Source organism: Methylobacterium terricola (assembly GCF_006151805.1).
GTDB classification, from domain to species: Bacteria; Pseudomonadota; Alphaproteobacteria; order Rhizobiales; family Beijerinckiaceae; genus Methylobacterium; species Methylobacterium terricola.
On record NZ_VDDA01000007.1, the window covers coordinates 72,410 to 88,715 of the forward strand.

Consider the following 16,306-nt stretch of genomic DNA (forward strand, 5'->3'; position numbering starts at 1 on the left):
GGGGCGGCATGGTGCGTGAACCCGACGATGGTTGGTGGAGGGGGGGATCGGGAGGCGGCGCGTCGGTGCCGCCAGGGCTGGCCCGCGCTATGCCTGACGGCATATAACGCAACGGCCGATCTCCCGGCCGCGACGACCCAACGGACTTCCGCCATGCGCCGCACCCGCGCCCTCCGGGCCACCTGCCTCCTCCTCGCGAGCACGCTGCTGGCCGCCCCGGCCCTGGCGGCGGAACCGATTACGGTCTTTGCGGCGGCGAGCCTCAAGAACGCCCTCGACGAGGCCGGCAAGGCGTTCAGCGCCGAGAGCGGGACCCGGGTCCGGGCGAGCTATGCCGCCTCCTCGGCGCTGGCCCGCCAGATCGAGCAGGGTGCGCCGGCCGACCTCTTCGCCTCGGCCGATCTCGACTGGATGGACTACCTCGCCGCCCGCAAGCTGATCCGGCCCGAGACCCGGGTGAACCTTCTCGCCAACCGCCTGGTGGTGGTGGCGCCGAAGGACGCGACGACGACCGAGGCGGCCTTCACGCCGGACTGGTTTTCCCGGACCCTCGGGCCGGACGGGCGGCTCGCCACCGGCGAGGTCAATTCCGTGCCGATCGGCAAGTACGCCAAGGCGGCGTTCGAGACACTGGGCTTGTGGGCATCGCTTCAGCCGCGGCTTGCCCAGGCCGACAACGTGCGGGCGGCGCTCGCCCTGGTCTCGCGGGGCGAGGCGCCGCTCGGCGTGGTCTACGAGAGCGACGCCAGGTCGGATCCGGGCGTGAAGGTGGTGGGCGTGTTCCCGCAGGCCAGCCACCCGCCGGTGATCTACCCCGTCGCGGTCACCGCGGAGGCGAAGGGCGAGGGCGGCGCACGCCTCCTCTCCTATCTGAGGAGCAAGGCGGCTCGCCGCGTCTTCGAAGCGCACGGATTCACGGTGATCGGGGAGGGGGCGTCGCAGTAGGACGCCCGCCCCTCGTCGCGGCCGCGCGGCTCGAACATCAGGCCACGGCGCACCCAGTCGTGCTCGGCCAGGACGATCTGCCGCTTCTCGCCCATCGACACGTTGGGCCGGACCGGCCCGCCGCCGGCGACCACCCGTACTGGATTGCCGCAGGGATGGGCGTCGACGCTGAGGAAGGTGTGCGGGTGCGTGGGGCGGTCCTTCGAAGACTCGTCGCGACGCGGCCCCCTCCGTCGCGGCAATCGCCGCGGCGTCATAGCGCGCAGGCCGCCGGCGATTTCCCGCCGCCCGATGCGACGTTCGGTACCGCCGGGACGTTGACCGCCGTGACGCCCTTCCTTGGGAACGCAACCGGAGGTGTCCTGCCGGCCGCCGTTGCGACCGGCTACGGTAACGGCCAGCATCTCATCCCACGACGGCGCCGGGCCAGATGACGCAGCGGGAGAGCCGTGCCCGCGGGCAACCCGCCGGCTCCTGCCACGTTCTCGGCATCATGGTTCCCGGCTCACGGCGCGGCTCCCGCGGGAGCCCGCGCGGGTGCGGCCAGCGAGAGGAGTTGCCGATGATGGACAATATCGTTCAGGGGTTCACCCAGTTCCGCGAGCAGGTGTTCCCGAGCCAGAAGTCGGTCTATCAGCGCCTCGTCCATGACGGCCAGAAGCCGAAAGCGCTCGTGATCTCCTGCGCCGATTCCCGCGTCGTGCCCGAGCTGATCACCCAGGCGGGCCCGGGCGAGCTGTTCGTCACCCGCAACGTCGGCAACATCGTGCCGCCCTTCGCCACCATGATGGGCGGCGTGACCGCGGCGGTCGAGTACGCCGTGATGGCGCTCAACGTCCGCGACATCGTGGTCTGCGGCCACTCGGATTGCGGCGCGATGAAGGGCCTGCTGACCCCGGGCCTGGCCGAGAAGATGCCGAGCGTCGCTGCCTGGCTGCGCCACGGCGAGGCCGCCCGCAAGATCGTCTGCGACGCCTATCCGGACGACATCGACGACAAGCGCCGCCTGCACGCCCTGGCGATGGAGAACGTGCTGGCCCAGCTCAACCACCTGCGCACCCATCCGGCCGTGGCGAGCGCGCTCGCCTCCGGCCAGCTCACCCTGCACGGCTGGCTGTTCGAGATCGAGACCGGCCACCTGCTGGTCTATGACGGCGAGGTCGGCCGTTTCGTGGTCCTGGCCGAGGAGGACGAGCTGCCGGTGGCCGAGGCGTCCTCGGCGCCGCGCCTCGCGGCGGCCGGCGTGGGCGCGCCCGAGGTCAGGGCGGCCGAGTAGGACCTGACGGATTGACAGGCGGGAAGCGGCGGGAGAGGACGCCGTCATGGCCGATCTCCGACCCGACCGCTCCCGCGACGCCGCCTTCGCGTGGATCGCCACCGCCGCCACCCTGGCGACGATCCTCGTCGCCCATGTCGCACCGGCCCGCGGGCCGGTGCCGATCCCGGCGGCCGCGGTGTCGCCGGCCGAGGATGGCGGCTGCCGCGAATGGACCGATTCGTGTCGCGTCTGCACCCGCGGCGCCGAGGGGATCCATTGCTCGACCCCGGGCTTCGCCTGCCAGCGCGAGGCGCTGCGCTGCACCGCCCGCTGATCGGATCGGCCGCGCCCTGCGCCCCCGCGCCTCGCCGACGATGGTGGACCGGGCTGCCGTGGAGCGGATCCTGCGCCGCCGGTTCAATCAGGCGGATCGCGCGACCGACGGGATCGCCCCGACGGCCCCGTCTCGCGTCGCGAGGGCGTAGCCTTTCCGTCCCCGGCGCTTGGCTTGGTAGAGAGCCTGGTCGGCCTCGGCGAACAGCGCGTCCGGCGGGGAGGCGGCACCCGCGCCCTTGAGCGCGACGCCGATGCTGACGGTGACGATGCCCAGGTCGTCCGGGCGGCCGGGATGGGCGATGCCGAGCACCGCCACGGCGCGCACCAGAGCGGCGGCGAGACGGACCGCTTCCGACGTCCCGGCATCGCGCAGGATGAGCGTGAACTCCTCGCCGCCGAAGCGGGCGGCCAGGATGTCCGGTCCGGAGGCGAAAGTGGTGAACAGGGCCGCGACGCGCCGCAGGCAGGCATCGCCTTCCGGATGCCCCAGCGTGTCGTTGAACGACTTGAAGTGATCGACATCGATCATCATGAGGGCGGCGGCGCGCCGGTCGGCGCACCACGCTGCCGCCGTCTCGTCGAGGATGCGGCGGTTCGGCAGCCCGGTCAGAGCGTCGGTCCCCGACAAGCCCTTGTAGCGCTGGCCCGCCGCCTCGGCCGCCTCCGATGCGAGCTGCGCCGCGAGGGTCCTCAGGTACTCGCCGCAGCGCCGCCGCTCCATGCAGTAATTCGCGTAGAGGCTCACCGCGCAGGCGGTGGCGAATTGCAGGCCGAGGACCGACCGCAGGGCGAGGTCGAGTTCGGGCTTCGTGGCGAGGGCAAGGGCGGCGCCGAGCAGCGACACGGCCGTGAAGACGAGCGCGTGCCGGAAGCGCATCGCGAACAGCACGTTGGCGTAGATGACGACCAGGCTCGTATCGAAGAACGTGTAGTTGCCGAGCGGGGCCCGCGTCAGCCAGAACAGCACGAGCGGCGTCGCCACCGCCCCGATCGCCGTGACCAGGGCGAGACACTCGCGCAGGACTGGGCCGACCCGGACGATCCTCCAGGCGAGGATCAGCGTGATCGGCGTCACGACCAGCAGGCGCAGCACGATGCAGAGCCCGGCGATGTCCGGCGTCATCCAGGCGCTGGTGAAGTTGAAGATGTTGTAGAGAATCAGGCCGATCAGCAGGAGCCGCAGCATCGCGGCGGCCCGATCGCGACCGTGCTCCGCCTCGTAGCGCGCCTCGGCGCGTGCATCGAAGCGTAGCAGCCAGTCCAGACTCCCGATGCCGCCGGCTTCCGCGGACGATTCGACAGCCAAGTTCCCGTCTCCCGTCGGCGGCCTTCCATGGGGGATTTCTCTTTAGGCTGGGGCACCTACTCGTTCCTTAAAGTGTAAAATGAAATTTCAAAGATTATTTTCCCAGTCAAAGATGGTCGGATCCGCGCCGGCCGCTGCGGCAATCGCTGCAACTCCTGCTCGATGTACCGTCACGAAAGCGATGGAGGGCGCGCACGAGGCCGGTACTGCCAGGTCACACGCCTGGGTGCCGTCGAACGAACTGAAGACCGCCCCATCGAATTTGAGGCGACATGCCAATCACGGTCATCGCCCTGAGGGCGCATGACAGCGCATTCATCTCATGCCGTTAGACCATGCAGCAGAAAATATGGTCTCGAGGCACCGTACGATCCTCGGATTGCTTCTTTCGGAATCGGCATCACCAGCCCTCGGCTACTCGCGCGAGAGCGATCTCGGCATCGCGAAGCCATCCATCGGAGTTCGCATGACCGCGGCGCGGGGGAACGCGCCGATCCGCGATCCGTCGCGGTGCCCTTCGAGACCCGCCGATCTTCGCTCGTCACCACACCGGGATGAGGTCGCTGGGGGAATGGTCGGCCGACGCGGCCGGAAAATCCTGTCGCGCCCCGCGTTGCGCTGCGATCTGGCGATGCGCCGAGCAGAGCGGCAGGGGACAACGCTGCCCGGTCCCATGCCCTTCGATCATGGCCGCCGCCGAACCGGCGGCCGCTTCGGGGCATGTTGCCGAGATCCTGCCTCGACGACGCGGGGACCGGTCGTCGAGACGGGCCCTAGCCGCCCTCACGTCCGTAGACGTCCTCGATGCGGATGATGTCGTCCTCGCCCGTATAGCTGCCGACCTGGACCTCGATCAGCTCGAGCGGGATCTTGCCCGGGTTGACCAGCCGGTGCACGCAGCCGATCGGCAGGTATGCCGCCTCGTTCTCGTGCACCAGCCGCACCACCCCATCCACCGTCACCTCCGCGGTGCCCCGCACCACGACCCAGTGCTCGGCCCGGTGATAGTGCTTCTGCAACGACAGCCGCCCGCCCGGCTTCACGGTGATCCGCTTCACCTGGAAGCGCGCCCCGATATCGATGCGCTGGTAGGAGCCCCAGGGCCGGTACATCAGCCGGTGGGCATCCGCCTCCGGCTCGCCCCGCCGCCGCAATCCCTCGACCAGGCCCTTCACCTCGCCGGCCGCCTCCCGGCTCGCGACCAGCACCGCGTCGTCGGTCGTCACCACCACCACGTCGTCGAGGCCGACCACCGTGGTGAGGATCTCGCCGGTGGAGTGGACCAGGCTGTTGCGGGTGCCGCGCAACGCCACCCGGCCGCGCAGGGCGTTGCCGTCGCCGTCCCGCGCGGCGATGTCCCACAGGGCGCCCCAGGTGCCGATATCCGACCACGGGAAGCCCACCGGCAGCACACCGGCCCGCTCGGTCCGCTCCATGACCGCGTAGTCGATCGAGATCTGCGGCGCCTGCCCGAACGCCTCCACGCCGAGGCGCACGAAATCGAGGTCGCGGACGGCCGTGGCCAATGCGGCGCGGGCGGCGGCGAGCACCGCCGGCGCGTGGGTCTCGAGCTCGTCGAGCATCACGTCGGCGCGGAACAGGAAGTAGCCGCCGTTCCACAAGGCGCCCTCGCCGATCAGGCCGGCGGCGCGGGTCGCGTCCGGCTTCTCCAGGAAGCGCGCGACGGTGCGGGCCCCGGACCCGCCCGCGGCGCCGGGGAGGGGGCTGCCGGGCTGGATGTAGCCGTAGGCGGTGGAGGGATGGGTCGGGGCGATGCCGAGCGTCATGATGTGGCCGGCCCGGGCGCCGGCCCGGGCGGCGCGGGCGGCCTCGCCGAAGGCCGCGTCGTCGCCGATGGCGTGGTCGGCGGGCAGGATCAGCACCAGGGCCTGCGGATCGTGGGAGGCGGCGTGGAGGGCCGCGACGGCGACGGCCGGGGCCGAGTCGCGCCGGCACGGCTCGAGCAGGATGTCGGCCTCGACCCCGCCCTGGGCGAGCTGCTCGGCGACGAGGAAGCGGGCATCGTTGGCGGTGATGACGGCCGGCCGGGCGAAGGTGGCGGGGTCGGACAGCCGCGCGGCCGTGGCCTGGAACGACGAGCGCCCGGGCTCGGCCAGGGGGATGAACTGCTTGGGAAAGCTCTCGCGGGAGGCCGGCCACAGCCGCGTCCCCGATCCGCCGCACAGGATCACCGGATGGATCAGGTCACCAGCATCGGACATGGACAGGCTCCGGGCCGCGCCGGCTTGGCAGACCGGCGGGTTTCACAGGTAGCGTCCGGGCGCTCCCGGGGCATGCACCTCGGGGAGCCGGGACGGACGGCCGCACGTCGCCGCGGGCCCGCACGAATCAGGTTGCCGAGTTTGGCACGGCGATCAAGCGGATCGAAAGAGGAGGGGCCGCGGCCTTCGGGTCATCCTCCACGATGTCGCACCGCATGGTTTCGGGGAGGCGAAGAGCGCCGCCGTCGCACGATCGGCCGACGCGCCGCCCCGGCCGCGGCGCCCGGGCCGGACGGCCGCATCGCTGCCATGCCCCCGCACGCCTTGCGGGTCCCGCCGTCCTCCTGCACTGCTCGACGGCCTGCCGGCATCTCCGCCGGCCGGCCCCCGGGAGCACCATGGCGAGCAGCGCACGCGGCGAGGCGACTCCGAGCGCCGCCGAGACTCCGACCCGCGAGGTCCCCGGCCGTGATCCAGCGGCGGCCGCCTGGGCGGGACCCCGCTTCGTCGAGTTCGTGGCCCTGATGGCGCTGATGATGGGGCTGACCGCCGTCACCATCGACAGCTTCCTGCCGGCCTTCCCGGCGATCCAGCACGACTTCGCGGTCCAAGACCCGAACCGGCTGCAGCTCCTGGTCTACGTCTACATGCTGGGCTTCGGCACCGCCCAGCTCCTCTACGGCCCGATCTCGGACGGGACCGGGCGGCGCCCGGCCCTGATCGCCGGCGTCGCGGTCTACCTCGCCGGCACCGTGCTCGCCATGCTGGCCCCGAGCTTCGAGATGCTGCTGCTCGCCCGGGCGATCCAGGGCATCGGCGGGGCCGCCGGCCGCGTGCTGGCGGTGGCGATCGTCCGCGACCGCTACGAGGGCCGCGACATGGCCCGGGTGATGTCGTTCTGCATGATGGTCTTCCTCATCGTGCCGATCCTCGCCCCCTCGCTCGGCGGCGCCGTCCTGTTCGCCGGCAGCTGGCGCCTGATCTTCGGCCTGATGCTGGCGCTCGCCCTCGTCACCCTGGCCTGGTTCGGCTGGCGCCTGCCCGAGACCCTGCACCCGGCCTTCCGCCGCCCGGTCTCGGCCCGGGCGATCGGCTCGGGCATCGCCGTCACGGTGCGCACGCGCGCCGCCCTCGGCTACGCCACGGCGCTCGGCCTCACCACCGGCTGCATCATGGGCTATGTCGGCTCGGCGCAGGCGATCTTCGACACCGGCCTCTACCATCTCGGGGCCCTGTTCCCGGTCGCCTTCGCGCTCATCGCCGGGGCGATGGGGCTGGCGACGCTGATCAACGCGCGCTTGGTGCGGCGCCTCGGCATGCGGCGGCTCGCCCATGCCGGCACCCTCGGGCTGTTCCTCGTCGCCTGCCTGCAGCTCGCCCTGATGCTCGCCTTCGCGGGACATCCGCCGCTCTGGCTCTTCATCGCCACCCTGGCCGCCTGCCAGTTCCTGATGAGCTTCGCGATGCCGAACTACAACGCGCTGGCGATGGAGCCGCTGGCGGCGATCGCCGGCACCGCCTCGTCGTTCATCGGCTTCTACACAACGCTGCTCGCGGCCTTCTGCGGCCTGCTGGTCGGCCAGTCCTTCGACGGCAGCGTCACCCCGCTCGCCATCGGGTATTTCTGCCTGAGCGGTCTCGCCCTCGCGATGGTGCTGTGGACCGAACGCGGCCAGCTGTTCGGGAGCGGGGGGCGGTAGCGCCGGCTTAACCCTCCCGGGCCAAGGTCCCGTCCTGTGCCGACAGGCAGGCTGACAGGGGAAGGCTCGGGATGGCTGCGCGCAACGACGGAATCCTGCTCGCCGGGCGGCTGCTCCTGGCCTCCGCCCTGCTGCCGGCGGCGATCGGACGGGCGCTCAACCCCTCGGGCTTCGCCCTGACCCTCGCGGCGACGGGGATGCCCGCGCCGAACGCCGTCGCGACGGCCTCGGTGGTGATCGGGGTGTTCGGGCCGCTGCTCCTCGCTCTCGGCGTGCTGCCGCGCCTCGTCGGCCTGGGCTTGAGCCTCCACGCGGTGGTGGCGGGTCTGCTGCTGCACCGGTTCTGGGACTTCTCCGGCGCCGTCGCGCGGGTCGAGCAGGAGCTGTTCCTGGCCCAGCTCGGCCTTGCCGCCGGCTTCGTGCTCTATGCCGTCACCGGCCCGGGCGGCTGGAGCTGGCAGGGGTGGTGGCACGGCGGGAGCGAGCGCGGCCAGGGCGGCGAGCGTCCCCGCCCGGCGACGCCGGCCGCCCCGGCCGCGAAGGCGCCGCGCAAGCGCGCCTCGGCGCCGCGCGGGCCCCGCCCGGCCAAGGCCGCGGCCTGACGGGATCCCGCCCGGCCGGCGTATCGCGCCCCGTCACGCCGCCGGGGTCACGCCGACAGCCTGCGGTCGTCCGTGCGGTGGGGGCCGCCATAGCGGAGGGAGACGTCGCAGGCGACGCCGATCAGCCGGGTGCCGCAGCTCGGCGTCCGCACCAGGCTGCCGCGGGCCGACATCCAGCGCAGGCGCCCCTGGTGATCGAGGATGCGGTACTCGGCATCATAGGCGCCCTCGCCCCGCATCGCGGGTTCGAGGCTGGCGAGGACGGCCGGCAGGTCCTCCGGCACGATCATCGCCAGGAACTCCTCCAGCGGGCCGTTCGTCACGCCCATGAGCTGGTTCCCGATCTCCGAGCAGGAGACTTGGCGGGTCGCGACGTCGATGTCCCAGGTCATCATCTCGGCCGCCACCATGGCGAGGCGCAGCCGCTCCTCGCTGGTGCGCACGGCCTCCTCGGCCCGGACCTGCTCGTCGATGTCGGCCATGGTGCCGACCCATTCGCGGATCGTCCCGTCGGCGGCCTCGAGCGGCACCGCGCGGCCGAGCATCCAGCGGTACAGGCCGCTGCGGTGGCGCAGCCGGTAGGTCGCGTCGAGCGGGGTGCCGCTCTCGCAGCAGGTCCGCCACAGGCCCTCGACCGCGGCGCGGTCGTGCGGGTGCAACGTGTCGAGCCAGCCGAAGCCGTGCAGCTCGGCATCGCCCAGGCCGGTCCGCGCGCTCAGGCCGAAGGTCTGGGTCAGGGCGCCTTCCGGATTGGCCCGCCACTCCACCGCGGCGCTCGCCTCGACCAAGGCCCGGTAGCGCTGCTCGCTCTCCTGCACCTCCGCCTGCTCGTCCGCGCCCGCCGCGGACGAGCCGTCCGGAACCGGCGCGATCTGCCGGAAGCTCGGCTCGTAGCGGCCGAGCGGCAGGTCGATCCGTACGGCGAGCGGGCAGGCGGGATCGGCATAGACCTGCTGCAGCACCTGGCGCAGGCGGCGGGCCTCGACCCGCACGATCGCGTCGGTCGCCGGATCGAAGCTGGTCGAGCGGCCGAGGGCGTCGGTCGCGATGGTGTAGGACTTGAGCAGGCTGCCCCGCCCGGCCAGGCTCTCACGCACGACATAAGTCAGGAAGGCGGAGAGTTGCGGCGACTTCTTGAGCGGTGACAGGTTCAAGAGGGCATCGACGGCAGCGAGGATATTCTCAGTTCCGATCGCTTCCCGATCCATCGCTCGATCCCGCCGCGCTCCGCCCCGAGGCGGATCAGGTTATGCGTGCGACGCGATTCCGCGTTGGTCCCGCCACGATTGAGTGCCCGCGCGTTCGCGCACCGTCATCGTCTGATCCGCCACATCCCAAGGAGATACGACAGAGCGTTTCAGTGTCAAGTGACGAACCCTTCCAATCAAATGACGCAGGGTCAATATCGGCAAATCGACCGTCGGCGGCCGGGCGATGAAGACCTTTTTGGACGGACAGATCTGTCTGTCCTGGCGCGAGGAGGGAAGCGGAACACCCGCCCGGCCGAACTGGGATATTGGTCCTATATTGCGGCACGCCCCTCGGTTCTTTTCCGAACCGTAACCCGGAGCATCCCCGCGCCGGCTCATACCCTCGCGCCTTGGCAGCGACACGTCGATGCGAAGGCATCCGGCGCGTCCGCGCCGACGCCCGTTCGGGCTTGCCTTGCGCCCTCGAACGAGTTCGTTCGAAGGCGCTGCGGTATCACTCCGCCAAGAGACGCGCCCCGACCACCGCCGCGGCGGCCCGGTTCTGCACCCCCAGGCTGCGCAGCAAAGCCGCCATGTGGACCTTGACGGTGCCCTCGCCGAGCTGGAGCCGCCGGGCGATCTCCTTGTTGGAGCGCCCCTCGACCAGAAGGGCCAGCACGTCGCGCTGGCGCGGCGTGAGATCGGGGATCCGGGGCTGGCGCCCGTCCTGACGACCGTCGAGGCCGGACGGCCGCGGCTCGATCACCGGGCGCGGGGCCGCGCCGTCGAGCACCGCCAGGGAGGCCGGCACGAAGATCTGACCCTCCAGGATCATGCCCACCGCCCGGGTCAGCTCGGCCGAGCCGATGCCCTTCGGCACGTAGCCGTGGACCCCGACCCCGAGGGCGGTGAGGATCTTGTTGCGCTCGGTCGAGGCCGAGACCACCGCCACCTTCACGGCCGGGAAGCACTCGCGCACCGCGCTCAGGCTCCCGGGCCCTTCCATGCCGGGCATCGCGAGGTCGAACAGCGCCAGGGTCACGGCGCCGCGGCGGGTCGAGAGCTGGTCGAGGGCCGCATCGAGGGAGCCGGTCTCGACGACCTCGGCGAAGCCGAAGCTGCGGGTCAGAATCGCCACCACGGCGAGGCGGAAGAAATCGTCGTCATCCGCGATCAAGGCGACTGGCGGAGTCGGTTGGGTCATACCGTGGCGTCTCTGGAAACAGTCCGTTGAACGATCCTAGAGCAATTCCGGTGGGGGTGGGACCCCTCGGCACGGAACAACTGGCAATATCAACGACCTATCGCACGGTTCGGCAGTCATGCGCACCGGCGCGGAGACCTGCCGGATCCCGGGCCTGGTGACCCTCCGGACGCGTCCCGCCTCGCGCCGGGCCGCGGCTGCGTCCCGGTGAGGATCCGCGGCCTGCGGCGCGGCACCGCACCGTCGCGGAAGAATTCTATCCTGAGAACGCGGCGGATTGAAGCGAAGATCGGCCCGCGTCACGGGTCGCGGCGGGACCGGGGGGAGCGCGATGCAGGGGCCGGCATCCGACGGCAGGGGAGCGGGCGAGGACCGGGGCGGCAGGCCCCCGCGACGGACCGGGCGCGTGACCGGCGTGCTGGGCGGCATGCTGGCCGGATTCTCGGCCTGCGCCCTGGCTTGCCTGCCGGCCCCGGCCTGCGCCGCGGAGCGGACGCGGCTCGTCGCCGACACGGCCCTCGAGATCGAGCAGCTCGACCCGATCCGCCGGGCCGTCGAGGCGGCCGTGCCGGAGGTGGAGATCGCCTGGAGGCGGGACTCGACCGGGATCGTCACCGACCGGATGCTCGCCGAGCGGGACGCGCCGCAGGCCGACCTGGTGCTCGGCCTCGCCGCCACCAGCCTGCTGCGGTTCGAGGCCGCCGGCCTCCTCGATCCCTACCGCCCGGCGGGCGTCGAGGCGCTGCGGCCGTTCTTCCGCGACCCGACCCCGCCCTACAGCTGGACCGGCATGGATGCCTATCTGGGGGTCATCTGCTTCAACACCGAGGTCGCGGCCCGCCACCGGATCACCCGCCCGAGCTTCTGGCGCGACCTGCTCGGCCCCGGCCTCAAGGGACGGATCGCCATGCCGAATCCGGCCGCCTCCGGCACCGGCTACCTCCTGGTCGCGGCCTGGCTGCAGACCCTCGGGGAGGAGGCGGGCTGGGCGTTCATGGACGCCCTGCACGAGAACGTCGACGCCTACCTGCCGAGCGGCTCGGGCCCGTGCCGGGAGGCGGCCGCCGGCCGCCACGCCGTCGGCCTGTCCCTCGACATGCGGGCCGCCGCCGAGAAGGCGGCGGGCGCGCCCATCGACATCGTGGTGCCGCTCGACGGCACCGGCTGGGAGGCGGAAGGGTTCGCGGTCGTCGCCGGCCGGCCGCACCTCGCGCTCGCCCGGAAGGTGGCGGACTGGGCGGCGAGCCGCGAGGCCAACGCGCTCTACGCCCGCAGCTTCGCCATCGTGGCCTTTCCGGGCGTCGCCAGCCCGAGCCCGGTCTACCCGCCCCATGCCGAGGCGCGGATGATCCGCAACGACCTCGACTGGATGGCCCGCAACCGGGACCGCATCCTGGCCGAGTGGGCGCGCCGCTACGGCGCCAAGGTCCGGGCGCGGTAGCGGCCGACCGGTCACCTTTATTTTTCCATCCTGCGGTATCAGACCGCCCGGGTCGCACATCGTTCCGCGGCGCGCCTGCGGGCAGGAAACCGGATGTATCACGCGGGCAAGGACGGTTGGCTCTTCCTCACCGGGGGCACGAACGAGGTCGCGGACCAGTATCGGCGCATCCCCGCGATGAACCGGGTCCTGCGGCTGTGGCGCCGGCGGATCCTGCGGCGCATCCGCCGCTGCGAGAGCCTCGGCACCCGCTACCTGCACCTCGTGGTGCCCGAGAAGCTCAGCGTCTACGAGGACCGCTTCGACGGCCTCGCCCTCGACCCGCGCCTCGGGCCGGCCCGCCGCCTCGGCGCCCTGATGCGCTGGTGGTGGCCGGGACGCCGGGCGTGGATCGACCTCCTCGGGCCGATGCGGGCCCGCCGGGACGGCCCCGACCTGCATTACCGCACCGACACCCACTGGAACATCCACGGCTGCCTGCTCGCCTACCGGCTGGTCTGCCGGGCCTGCGGCGCCACCCCGCGCACCGACTTCCTCGACCGGCCGTTCCGGGAATTCGAGGCCGTGCTCGACATCGGCAACAAGCTCGACGCCCAACCCCTCGAGACCGTGCGCAACTACGACCTCTTCCGCGACGCCGAGCGGGTCGGCGGCGGCGCCCTGATCGACGCCTACACGGCGGCCGGGCGCCTCGGCGAGCTGCATACCGGGGCCCATGCGGTCTACCGCAACCGGTCGCCGGAGGCGGATCCCCGCACCCTGGTGCTGTTCGGCGATTCCTGCGCCAACTTCGCACCCAACGGCCTGACCGCGATGCTGGCCGAGACCTTCCGCGAGGTCCACTTCATCTGGTCGTCGAACCTCGACTGGGGCTACATCGAGCGGATCCTGCCCGACCTCGTCCTCGCCGAGCAGGTCGAGCGCTTCCTGATGCGCGTGCCGGAGGACGATTTCGACCTCGCCGCCGTCGAGGCGGAGCGGCTGGCGGCGCTCGGGGTCGCGTAGGGCCGGCAACCGATACCGCAGCATCTTCGGACGGACCCGTCCGAGGATGCCGGCCAAGCCCGAACGGGAGTCGGCGCTGATGGCGCCGGACGCCTCGGCATCGACACGTCAGGGCCCAGGCGCGAGGGTATGAAAGCGTGCAGGACCCCGCCCAGCAGGGGCAAGCTCTCCAACGTCCGCGCAGGGGCCGCGACGCGGAGCCCGGGCCGGCATGGATGACTGCCGTGCGGCTGGCTCAAGTCGCAGCCCTGCCGCCATCGATCCCCGCCCTCCGTCGCCGATCTCGATCCAGATCCTCGTTTGTCCCGCTTGACGAAAAACTGGCATATGCCACTAAATGGCCGGTGCCGGGATCGCCGGCCCTGCCGATCCGACGAGGAGCGCCGCCCGATGGATGCGCGCACCCACCGCCTGCTCCACGCCCCCATCGGGCCGACGCTCTTGAGGCTCGCGGCCCCCAACGTCGTCGTCATGCTGGTCCAGGCCCTGGTCGGGCTGATCGAGACCGCCTTCGTCGCCGGGCTCGGCACCGATGCGCTCGCCGGCATGGCGCTGGTCTTCCCCGTCCTGATGCTGGTGCAGATGATCTCTGCCGGGGCCATGGGCGGCGGCATCCTGTCGGCGGTGGCGCGCAGCGTGGGGGCGGGGCGGCGCAAGGACGCCGACGCCCTGCCGTGGTACGCCGCCGCGATCGCCCTCGTGCTCGGCCTCTTCACGACGGTGCTCGACCTCGCCTACGGCCCGGCACTCTACCGGCTGATGGGCGGCGAGGGCGCCTCGCTCGCTGCGGCCACCACCTATGGCGGCGTGGTCTTTGCCGGCGCGGCGCTGGTCTGGCTGTTCAACGCCCTGGCGGCCGTGATCCGCGGCACCGGCAACATGGCGCTGCCGGCGATCGTCATCAGCATCGGCGCTGCCGTGCTGGTGCCGCTGTCGCCGGCGCTGATCTACGGGTTCGGGCCGATTCCCGGCCTCGGCATCGTCGGCGGCGGGGTCGCGGTCCTGGCCTATTACGCGGCCGGCACCGTGGTGTTCGTCCACCACCTGTGGGCCGGGCGCGGCTTGCTGCGGCCGAGCCGCCGCCCGCCGCGTCTCGCCTGGGCGCCGTTGCGCGACATCCTGCGGATCGGCGCCGTCTCGTCGATCGTCAGCGCCACCACCAACGTGACGATCGCCGCTGCCACCGCCTTCGCGGGCGCCGGCGGCCCGGCCGCGGTCGCCGGCTACGGCACGGGGGCGCGGCTCGAATATCTCCTGGTGCCGCTCGTCTTCGGCCTCGGCGCGCCGATCGGCGCGATGGTCGGCACCTGCATCGGCGCCGGCGACCGGGCCCGCGCCCTGCGCGTGGCCTGGACCGGGGCGGCGATCGCCGGCGGGCTCACGGAAGCGATCGGGCTCGCCGCCGCCCTGTGGCCGCTGCCGTTCCTGGGGCTGTTCGGCCACGACCCGCAGATGCTCGCGGTCGGCGCCCGCTACCTCCATCTCGTCGGGCCGTTCTACGGCTTTGCGGGAATCGGGCTCGCCCTCTACTTCGCCTCGCAAGGCGCCGGCCGGGTCGGCTGGCCGCTGGTGGCGGGGCTGGCGCGCATGGCCGTGTCGATCGGCGGCGGGCTCATAGCCCTTCGCCTCGGCCTCGGGCTCGACGGGGTGTTCCTGGCGCTCGGCTTCGGGCTCGCCGCGCTCGGGCTCATCAACGCCGGCGCGGTCGCCGCCGGCGCGTGGTTTCGCGGCGAGCGGGTGGCTCTGCCCGCCCTCGCCGCGGCGGGAGGGGAGTGACGATGACGCGCGACCTATACCTTGACGATCTGGCCCCCGGGCAGACCTACGGCTCGGGCGAGACGACGGTGACCGAGGCCGACATCGTCGCGTTCGCGACGCAGTTCGATCCGCAACCGTTCCACCGCGACGCCGAGGCGGCCAGGGCCACGTTCTTCGGCGGCCTCGCGGCGAGCGGCTGGCACACCGCGTCGCTGACCATGCGCCTCCTCGTCGAGAGCGAGCTGCAGCTCTCCGGCGGCATCATCGGGGCCGGCATGGACGAGCTGCGCTGGCCCAAGCCCCTGCGCCCCGGCGACACGATCCGGCTCGAGAGCGAGGTGATCGAGGTGCGCCCGTCGCGCTCGCGGCCGAGCCAGGGCCTCGCCAAGGTCCGCACCACGACGCTCAACCAGCACGGCGAGCCGGTGCAGGTGCTGGTGGCCAACCTCCTGGTGGTGCGGCGGCCGGAGGGGTGAGCGGCGCAGCGCGGGCGCTGCCCTCGACGACATTCATCCCCTCAGGGTCGTTCCGGGGCCGCGCAGCGGAGCCCCGGGACGACCCTGTGCCGTGGAAACATCGGCGTGGATCCGTCGGCATACGGATGTCGGATCGATCCTCGCTCCGGCTCAGCCGGCCGGCCGCAGCCGCGCCGGGTTGCCGACCGCGATCCCACCCGCCGGCACGTCGCGCGTGACCACGCTGCCGGCCCCGATGATCGCGTCGTCGCCGATCGTCACCCCGGGCAGGATCACCGCCCCGCCGCCGATCCAGACATTCGCCCCGATCGCGATCGGCCGGCCGAATTCCAGCATCTGCCGGCGCTGGGCCGGATCGCGCGGGTGGTCGGCGGTGAGGATCTGCACGCCGGGCCCGATCTGCGTCCTGTCGCCGATCGTCACCTGGACCACGTCGAGGATGCAGCAGTTGAAGTTGAGGAAGACGCCGCGGCCGAGGCTGATGTTGTAGCCGTAATCGCAGAAGAAGGGCGGGCGGATGGTGCAGCCCTCGCCGACCCGGGCGAAGGCCTCCGCCAGCAGCGCCTGCCGCTCCGGCTGGCTCGCGGTGTGGGTGGCGTTGTAGCGGTCCATCCATTCCGAGATGCGGCGGTTGTCGGCCGTCAGCTCCGGGTCGTCGGCGATGTAGAGCTCGCCCGCGAGCATCTTCTGCTTCTGGCTCGTCATGGGTCCTCGCTGTCGCTCGGTCGCATTGGGGAGACGGGGACATAGTGCGCAGGAGAGCCGCGGCGCGGGTGACCGCCGTCCGCCGCGCCGCGCACCGCTCACGCTTCCTTGAAAAGGCGGGCGCGGCCCCGCATATCCGCCCGCGACGAATTGTTCCC

At 72.1% G+C, this 16,306-nt stretch carries 14 protein-coding genes and 1 pseudogene; 9 read left to right on the forward strand and 6 right to left on the reverse strand.

Annotated features, from left to right (window positions below; genetic code table 11):
* Window positions 1–153 precede the first annotated feature (153 nt).
* A complete protein-coding gene (gene modA / locus FF100_RS17300; RefSeq protein ID WP_139036930.1) occupies window positions 154–945 on the forward strand; it encodes a molybdate ABC transporter substrate-binding protein in 792 nt (263 codons plus the stop codon).
* 14 nt (window positions 946–959) lie between these two features.
* On the opposite strand, the pseudogene FF100_RS38645 reads toward modA, so the two are convergent.
* Window positions 960–1,187 (reverse strand): annotated as a pseudogene (locus tag FF100_RS38645) (proline racemase family protein); the annotation flags it as partial.
* Window positions 1,188–1,510: 323 nt separating this feature from the next.
* Here FF100_RS38645 and FF100_RS17310 point away from each other — a divergent pair.
* Window positions 1,511–2,221, forward strand: coding sequence for a carbonic anhydrase (locus FF100_RS17310; RefSeq protein WP_139037071.1), 711 nt, complete (start codon window positions 1,511–1,513; stop codon window positions 2,219–2,221).
* 46 nt (window positions 2,222–2,267) lie between these two features.
* Window positions 2,268–2,537, forward strand: a complete 270-nt coding sequence (locus tag FF100_RS17315) for a hypothetical protein (RefSeq protein WP_139036931.1) — start codon at window positions 2,268–2,270, stop codon at window positions 2,535–2,537.
* Window positions 2,538–2,624: 87 nt separating this feature from the next.
* On the opposite strand, the gene FF100_RS17320 is transcribed toward FF100_RS17315, so the two are convergent.
* Both FF100_RS17320 and FF100_RS17325 read right to left on the reverse strand, forming a co-directional pair.
* Window positions 2,625–3,845, reverse strand: coding sequence for a GGDEF domain-containing protein (locus FF100_RS17320; RefSeq protein ID WP_139036932.1), 1,221 nt, complete (start codon window positions 3,843–3,845; stop codon window positions 2,625–2,627).
* A gap of 773 nt (window positions 3,846–4,618) precedes the next feature.
* Window positions 4,619–6,067, reverse strand: coding sequence for a mannose-1-phosphate guanylyltransferase/mannose-6-phosphate isomerase (locus FF100_RS17325; RefSeq protein WP_139036933.1), 1,449 nt, complete (start codon window positions 6,065–6,067; stop codon window positions 4,619–4,621).
* Between the two features lie 398 nt (window positions 6,068–6,465).
* Here FF100_RS17325 and FF100_RS17330 point away from each other — a divergent pair, with 398 nt between their 5' ends.
* Window positions 6,466–7,767 carry a multidrug effflux MFS transporter gene (locus tag FF100_RS17330; protein WP_139036934.1) on the forward strand — a complete coding sequence of 434 codons (1,302 nt, stop codon included), beginning with the start codon at window positions 6,466–6,468 and terminating at the stop codon, window positions 7,765–7,767.
* Window positions 7,768–7,838: 71 nt separating this feature from the next.
* Window positions 7,839–8,369 carry a DoxX family protein gene (locus FF100_RS17335; RefSeq protein ID WP_139036935.1) on the forward strand — a complete coding sequence of 177 codons (531 nt, stop codon included), beginning with the start codon at window positions 7,839–7,841 and terminating at the stop codon, window positions 8,367–8,369.
* Between the two features lie 47 nt (window positions 8,370–8,416).
* On the opposite strand, the gene FF100_RS17340 is transcribed toward FF100_RS17335, so the two are convergent.
* On the reverse strand, window positions 8,417–9,523 hold the full coding sequence (locus FF100_RS17340) for a PAS domain-containing protein (RefSeq protein ID WP_246102133.1): 1,107 nt from the start codon (window positions 9,521–9,523) through the stop codon (window positions 8,417–8,419).
* A gap of 550 nt (window positions 9,524–10,073) precedes the next feature.
* Complete coding sequence (locus FF100_RS17345) at window positions 10,074–10,763, reverse strand: LuxR C-terminal-related transcriptional regulator (RefSeq protein ID WP_139036937.1); 690 nt, start codon at window positions 10,761–10,763, stop codon at window positions 10,074–10,076.
* 406 nt (window positions 10,764–11,169) lie between these two features.
* Here FF100_RS17345 and FF100_RS17350 point away from each other — a divergent pair, with 406 nt between their 5' ends.
* The 4 genes from FF100_RS17350 (at window position 11,170) to FF100_RS17365 (ending at window position 15,443) form a co-directional block, all read left to right on the forward strand.
* Window positions 11,170–12,204, forward strand: a complete 1,035-nt coding sequence (locus FF100_RS17350; protein ID WP_246102134.1) for an extracellular solute-binding protein — start codon at window positions 11,170–11,172, stop codon at window positions 12,202–12,204.
* A gap of 93 nt (window positions 12,205–12,297) precedes the next feature.
* Entirely contained in the window at window positions 12,298–13,209 is a 912-nt protein-coding gene (locus tag FF100_RS17355; RefSeq protein WP_139036938.1) for an alginate O-acetyltransferase AlgX-related protein, read from the forward strand.
* 390 nt (window positions 13,210–13,599) lie between these two features.
* A complete protein-coding gene (locus tag FF100_RS17360; protein WP_139036939.1) occupies window positions 13,600–14,985 on the forward strand; it encodes an MATE family efflux transporter in 1,386 nt (461 codons plus the stop codon).
* A 2-nt stretch (window positions 14,986–14,987) separates the two neighbouring features.
* Window positions 14,988–15,443 carry a MaoC family dehydratase gene (locus FF100_RS17365; protein ID WP_139036940.1) on the forward strand — a complete coding sequence of 152 codons (456 nt, stop codon included), beginning with the start codon at window positions 14,988–14,990 and terminating at the stop codon, window positions 15,441–15,443.
* Between the two features lie 150 nt (window positions 15,444–15,593).
* On the opposite strand, the gene FF100_RS17370 is transcribed toward FF100_RS17365, so the two are convergent.
* Window positions 15,594–16,148 (reverse strand): sugar O-acetyltransferase, encoded by a 555-nt coding sequence (locus FF100_RS17370; RefSeq protein ID WP_139036941.1) that lies wholly within the window; start codon window positions 16,146–16,148, stop codon window positions 15,594–15,596.
* Window positions 16,149–16,306 lie beyond the last annotated feature (158 nt).

What these genes read in the sequence shown, in the direction of transcription:
- modA (WP_139036930.1), top strand. Translation starts at nt 154, where the DNA reads ATGCGCCGCACCCGCGCCCTCCGGGCCACCTGCCTCCTCCTCGCGAGC.
- FF100_RS17310 (WP_139037071.1), top strand. Translation starts at nt 1,511, where the DNA reads ATGGACAATATCGTTCAGGGGTTCACCCAGTTCCGCGAGCAGGTGTTC.
- FF100_RS17315 (WP_139036931.1), top strand. Translation starts at nt 2,268, where the DNA reads ATGGCCGATCTCCGACCCGACCGCTCCCGCGACGCCGCCTTCGCGTGG.
- FF100_RS17325 (WP_139036933.1), bottom strand. Translation starts at nt 6,067, where the DNA reads ATGTCCGATGCTGGTGACCTGATCCATCCGGTGATCCTGTGCGGCGGA.
- FF100_RS17330 (WP_139036934.1), top strand. Translation starts at nt 6,466, where the DNA reads ATGGCGAGCAGCGCACGCGGCGAGGCGACTCCGAGCGCCGCCGAGACT.
- FF100_RS17335 (WP_139036935.1), top strand. Translation starts at nt 7,839, where the DNA reads ATGGCTGCGCGCAACGACGGAATCCTGCTCGCCGGGCGGCTGCTCCTG.
- FF100_RS17345 (WP_139036937.1), bottom strand. Translation starts at nt 10,763, where the DNA reads ATGACCCAACCGACTCCGCCAGTCGCCTTGATCGCGGATGACGACGAT.
- FF100_RS17355 (WP_139036938.1), top strand. Translation starts at nt 12,298, where the DNA reads ATGTATCACGCGGGCAAGGACGGTTGGCTCTTCCTCACCGGGGGCACG.
- FF100_RS17360 (WP_139036939.1), top strand. Translation starts at nt 13,600, where the DNA reads ATGGATGCGCGCACCCACCGCCTGCTCCACGCCCCCATCGGGCCGACG.
- FF100_RS17365 (WP_139036940.1), top strand. Translation starts at nt 14,988, where the DNA reads ATGACGCGCGACCTATACCTTGACGATCTGGCCCCCGGGCAGACCTAC.
- FF100_RS17370 (WP_139036941.1), bottom strand. Translation starts at nt 16,148, where the DNA reads ATGACGAGCCAGAAGCAGAAGATGCTCGCGGGCGAGCTCTACATCGCC.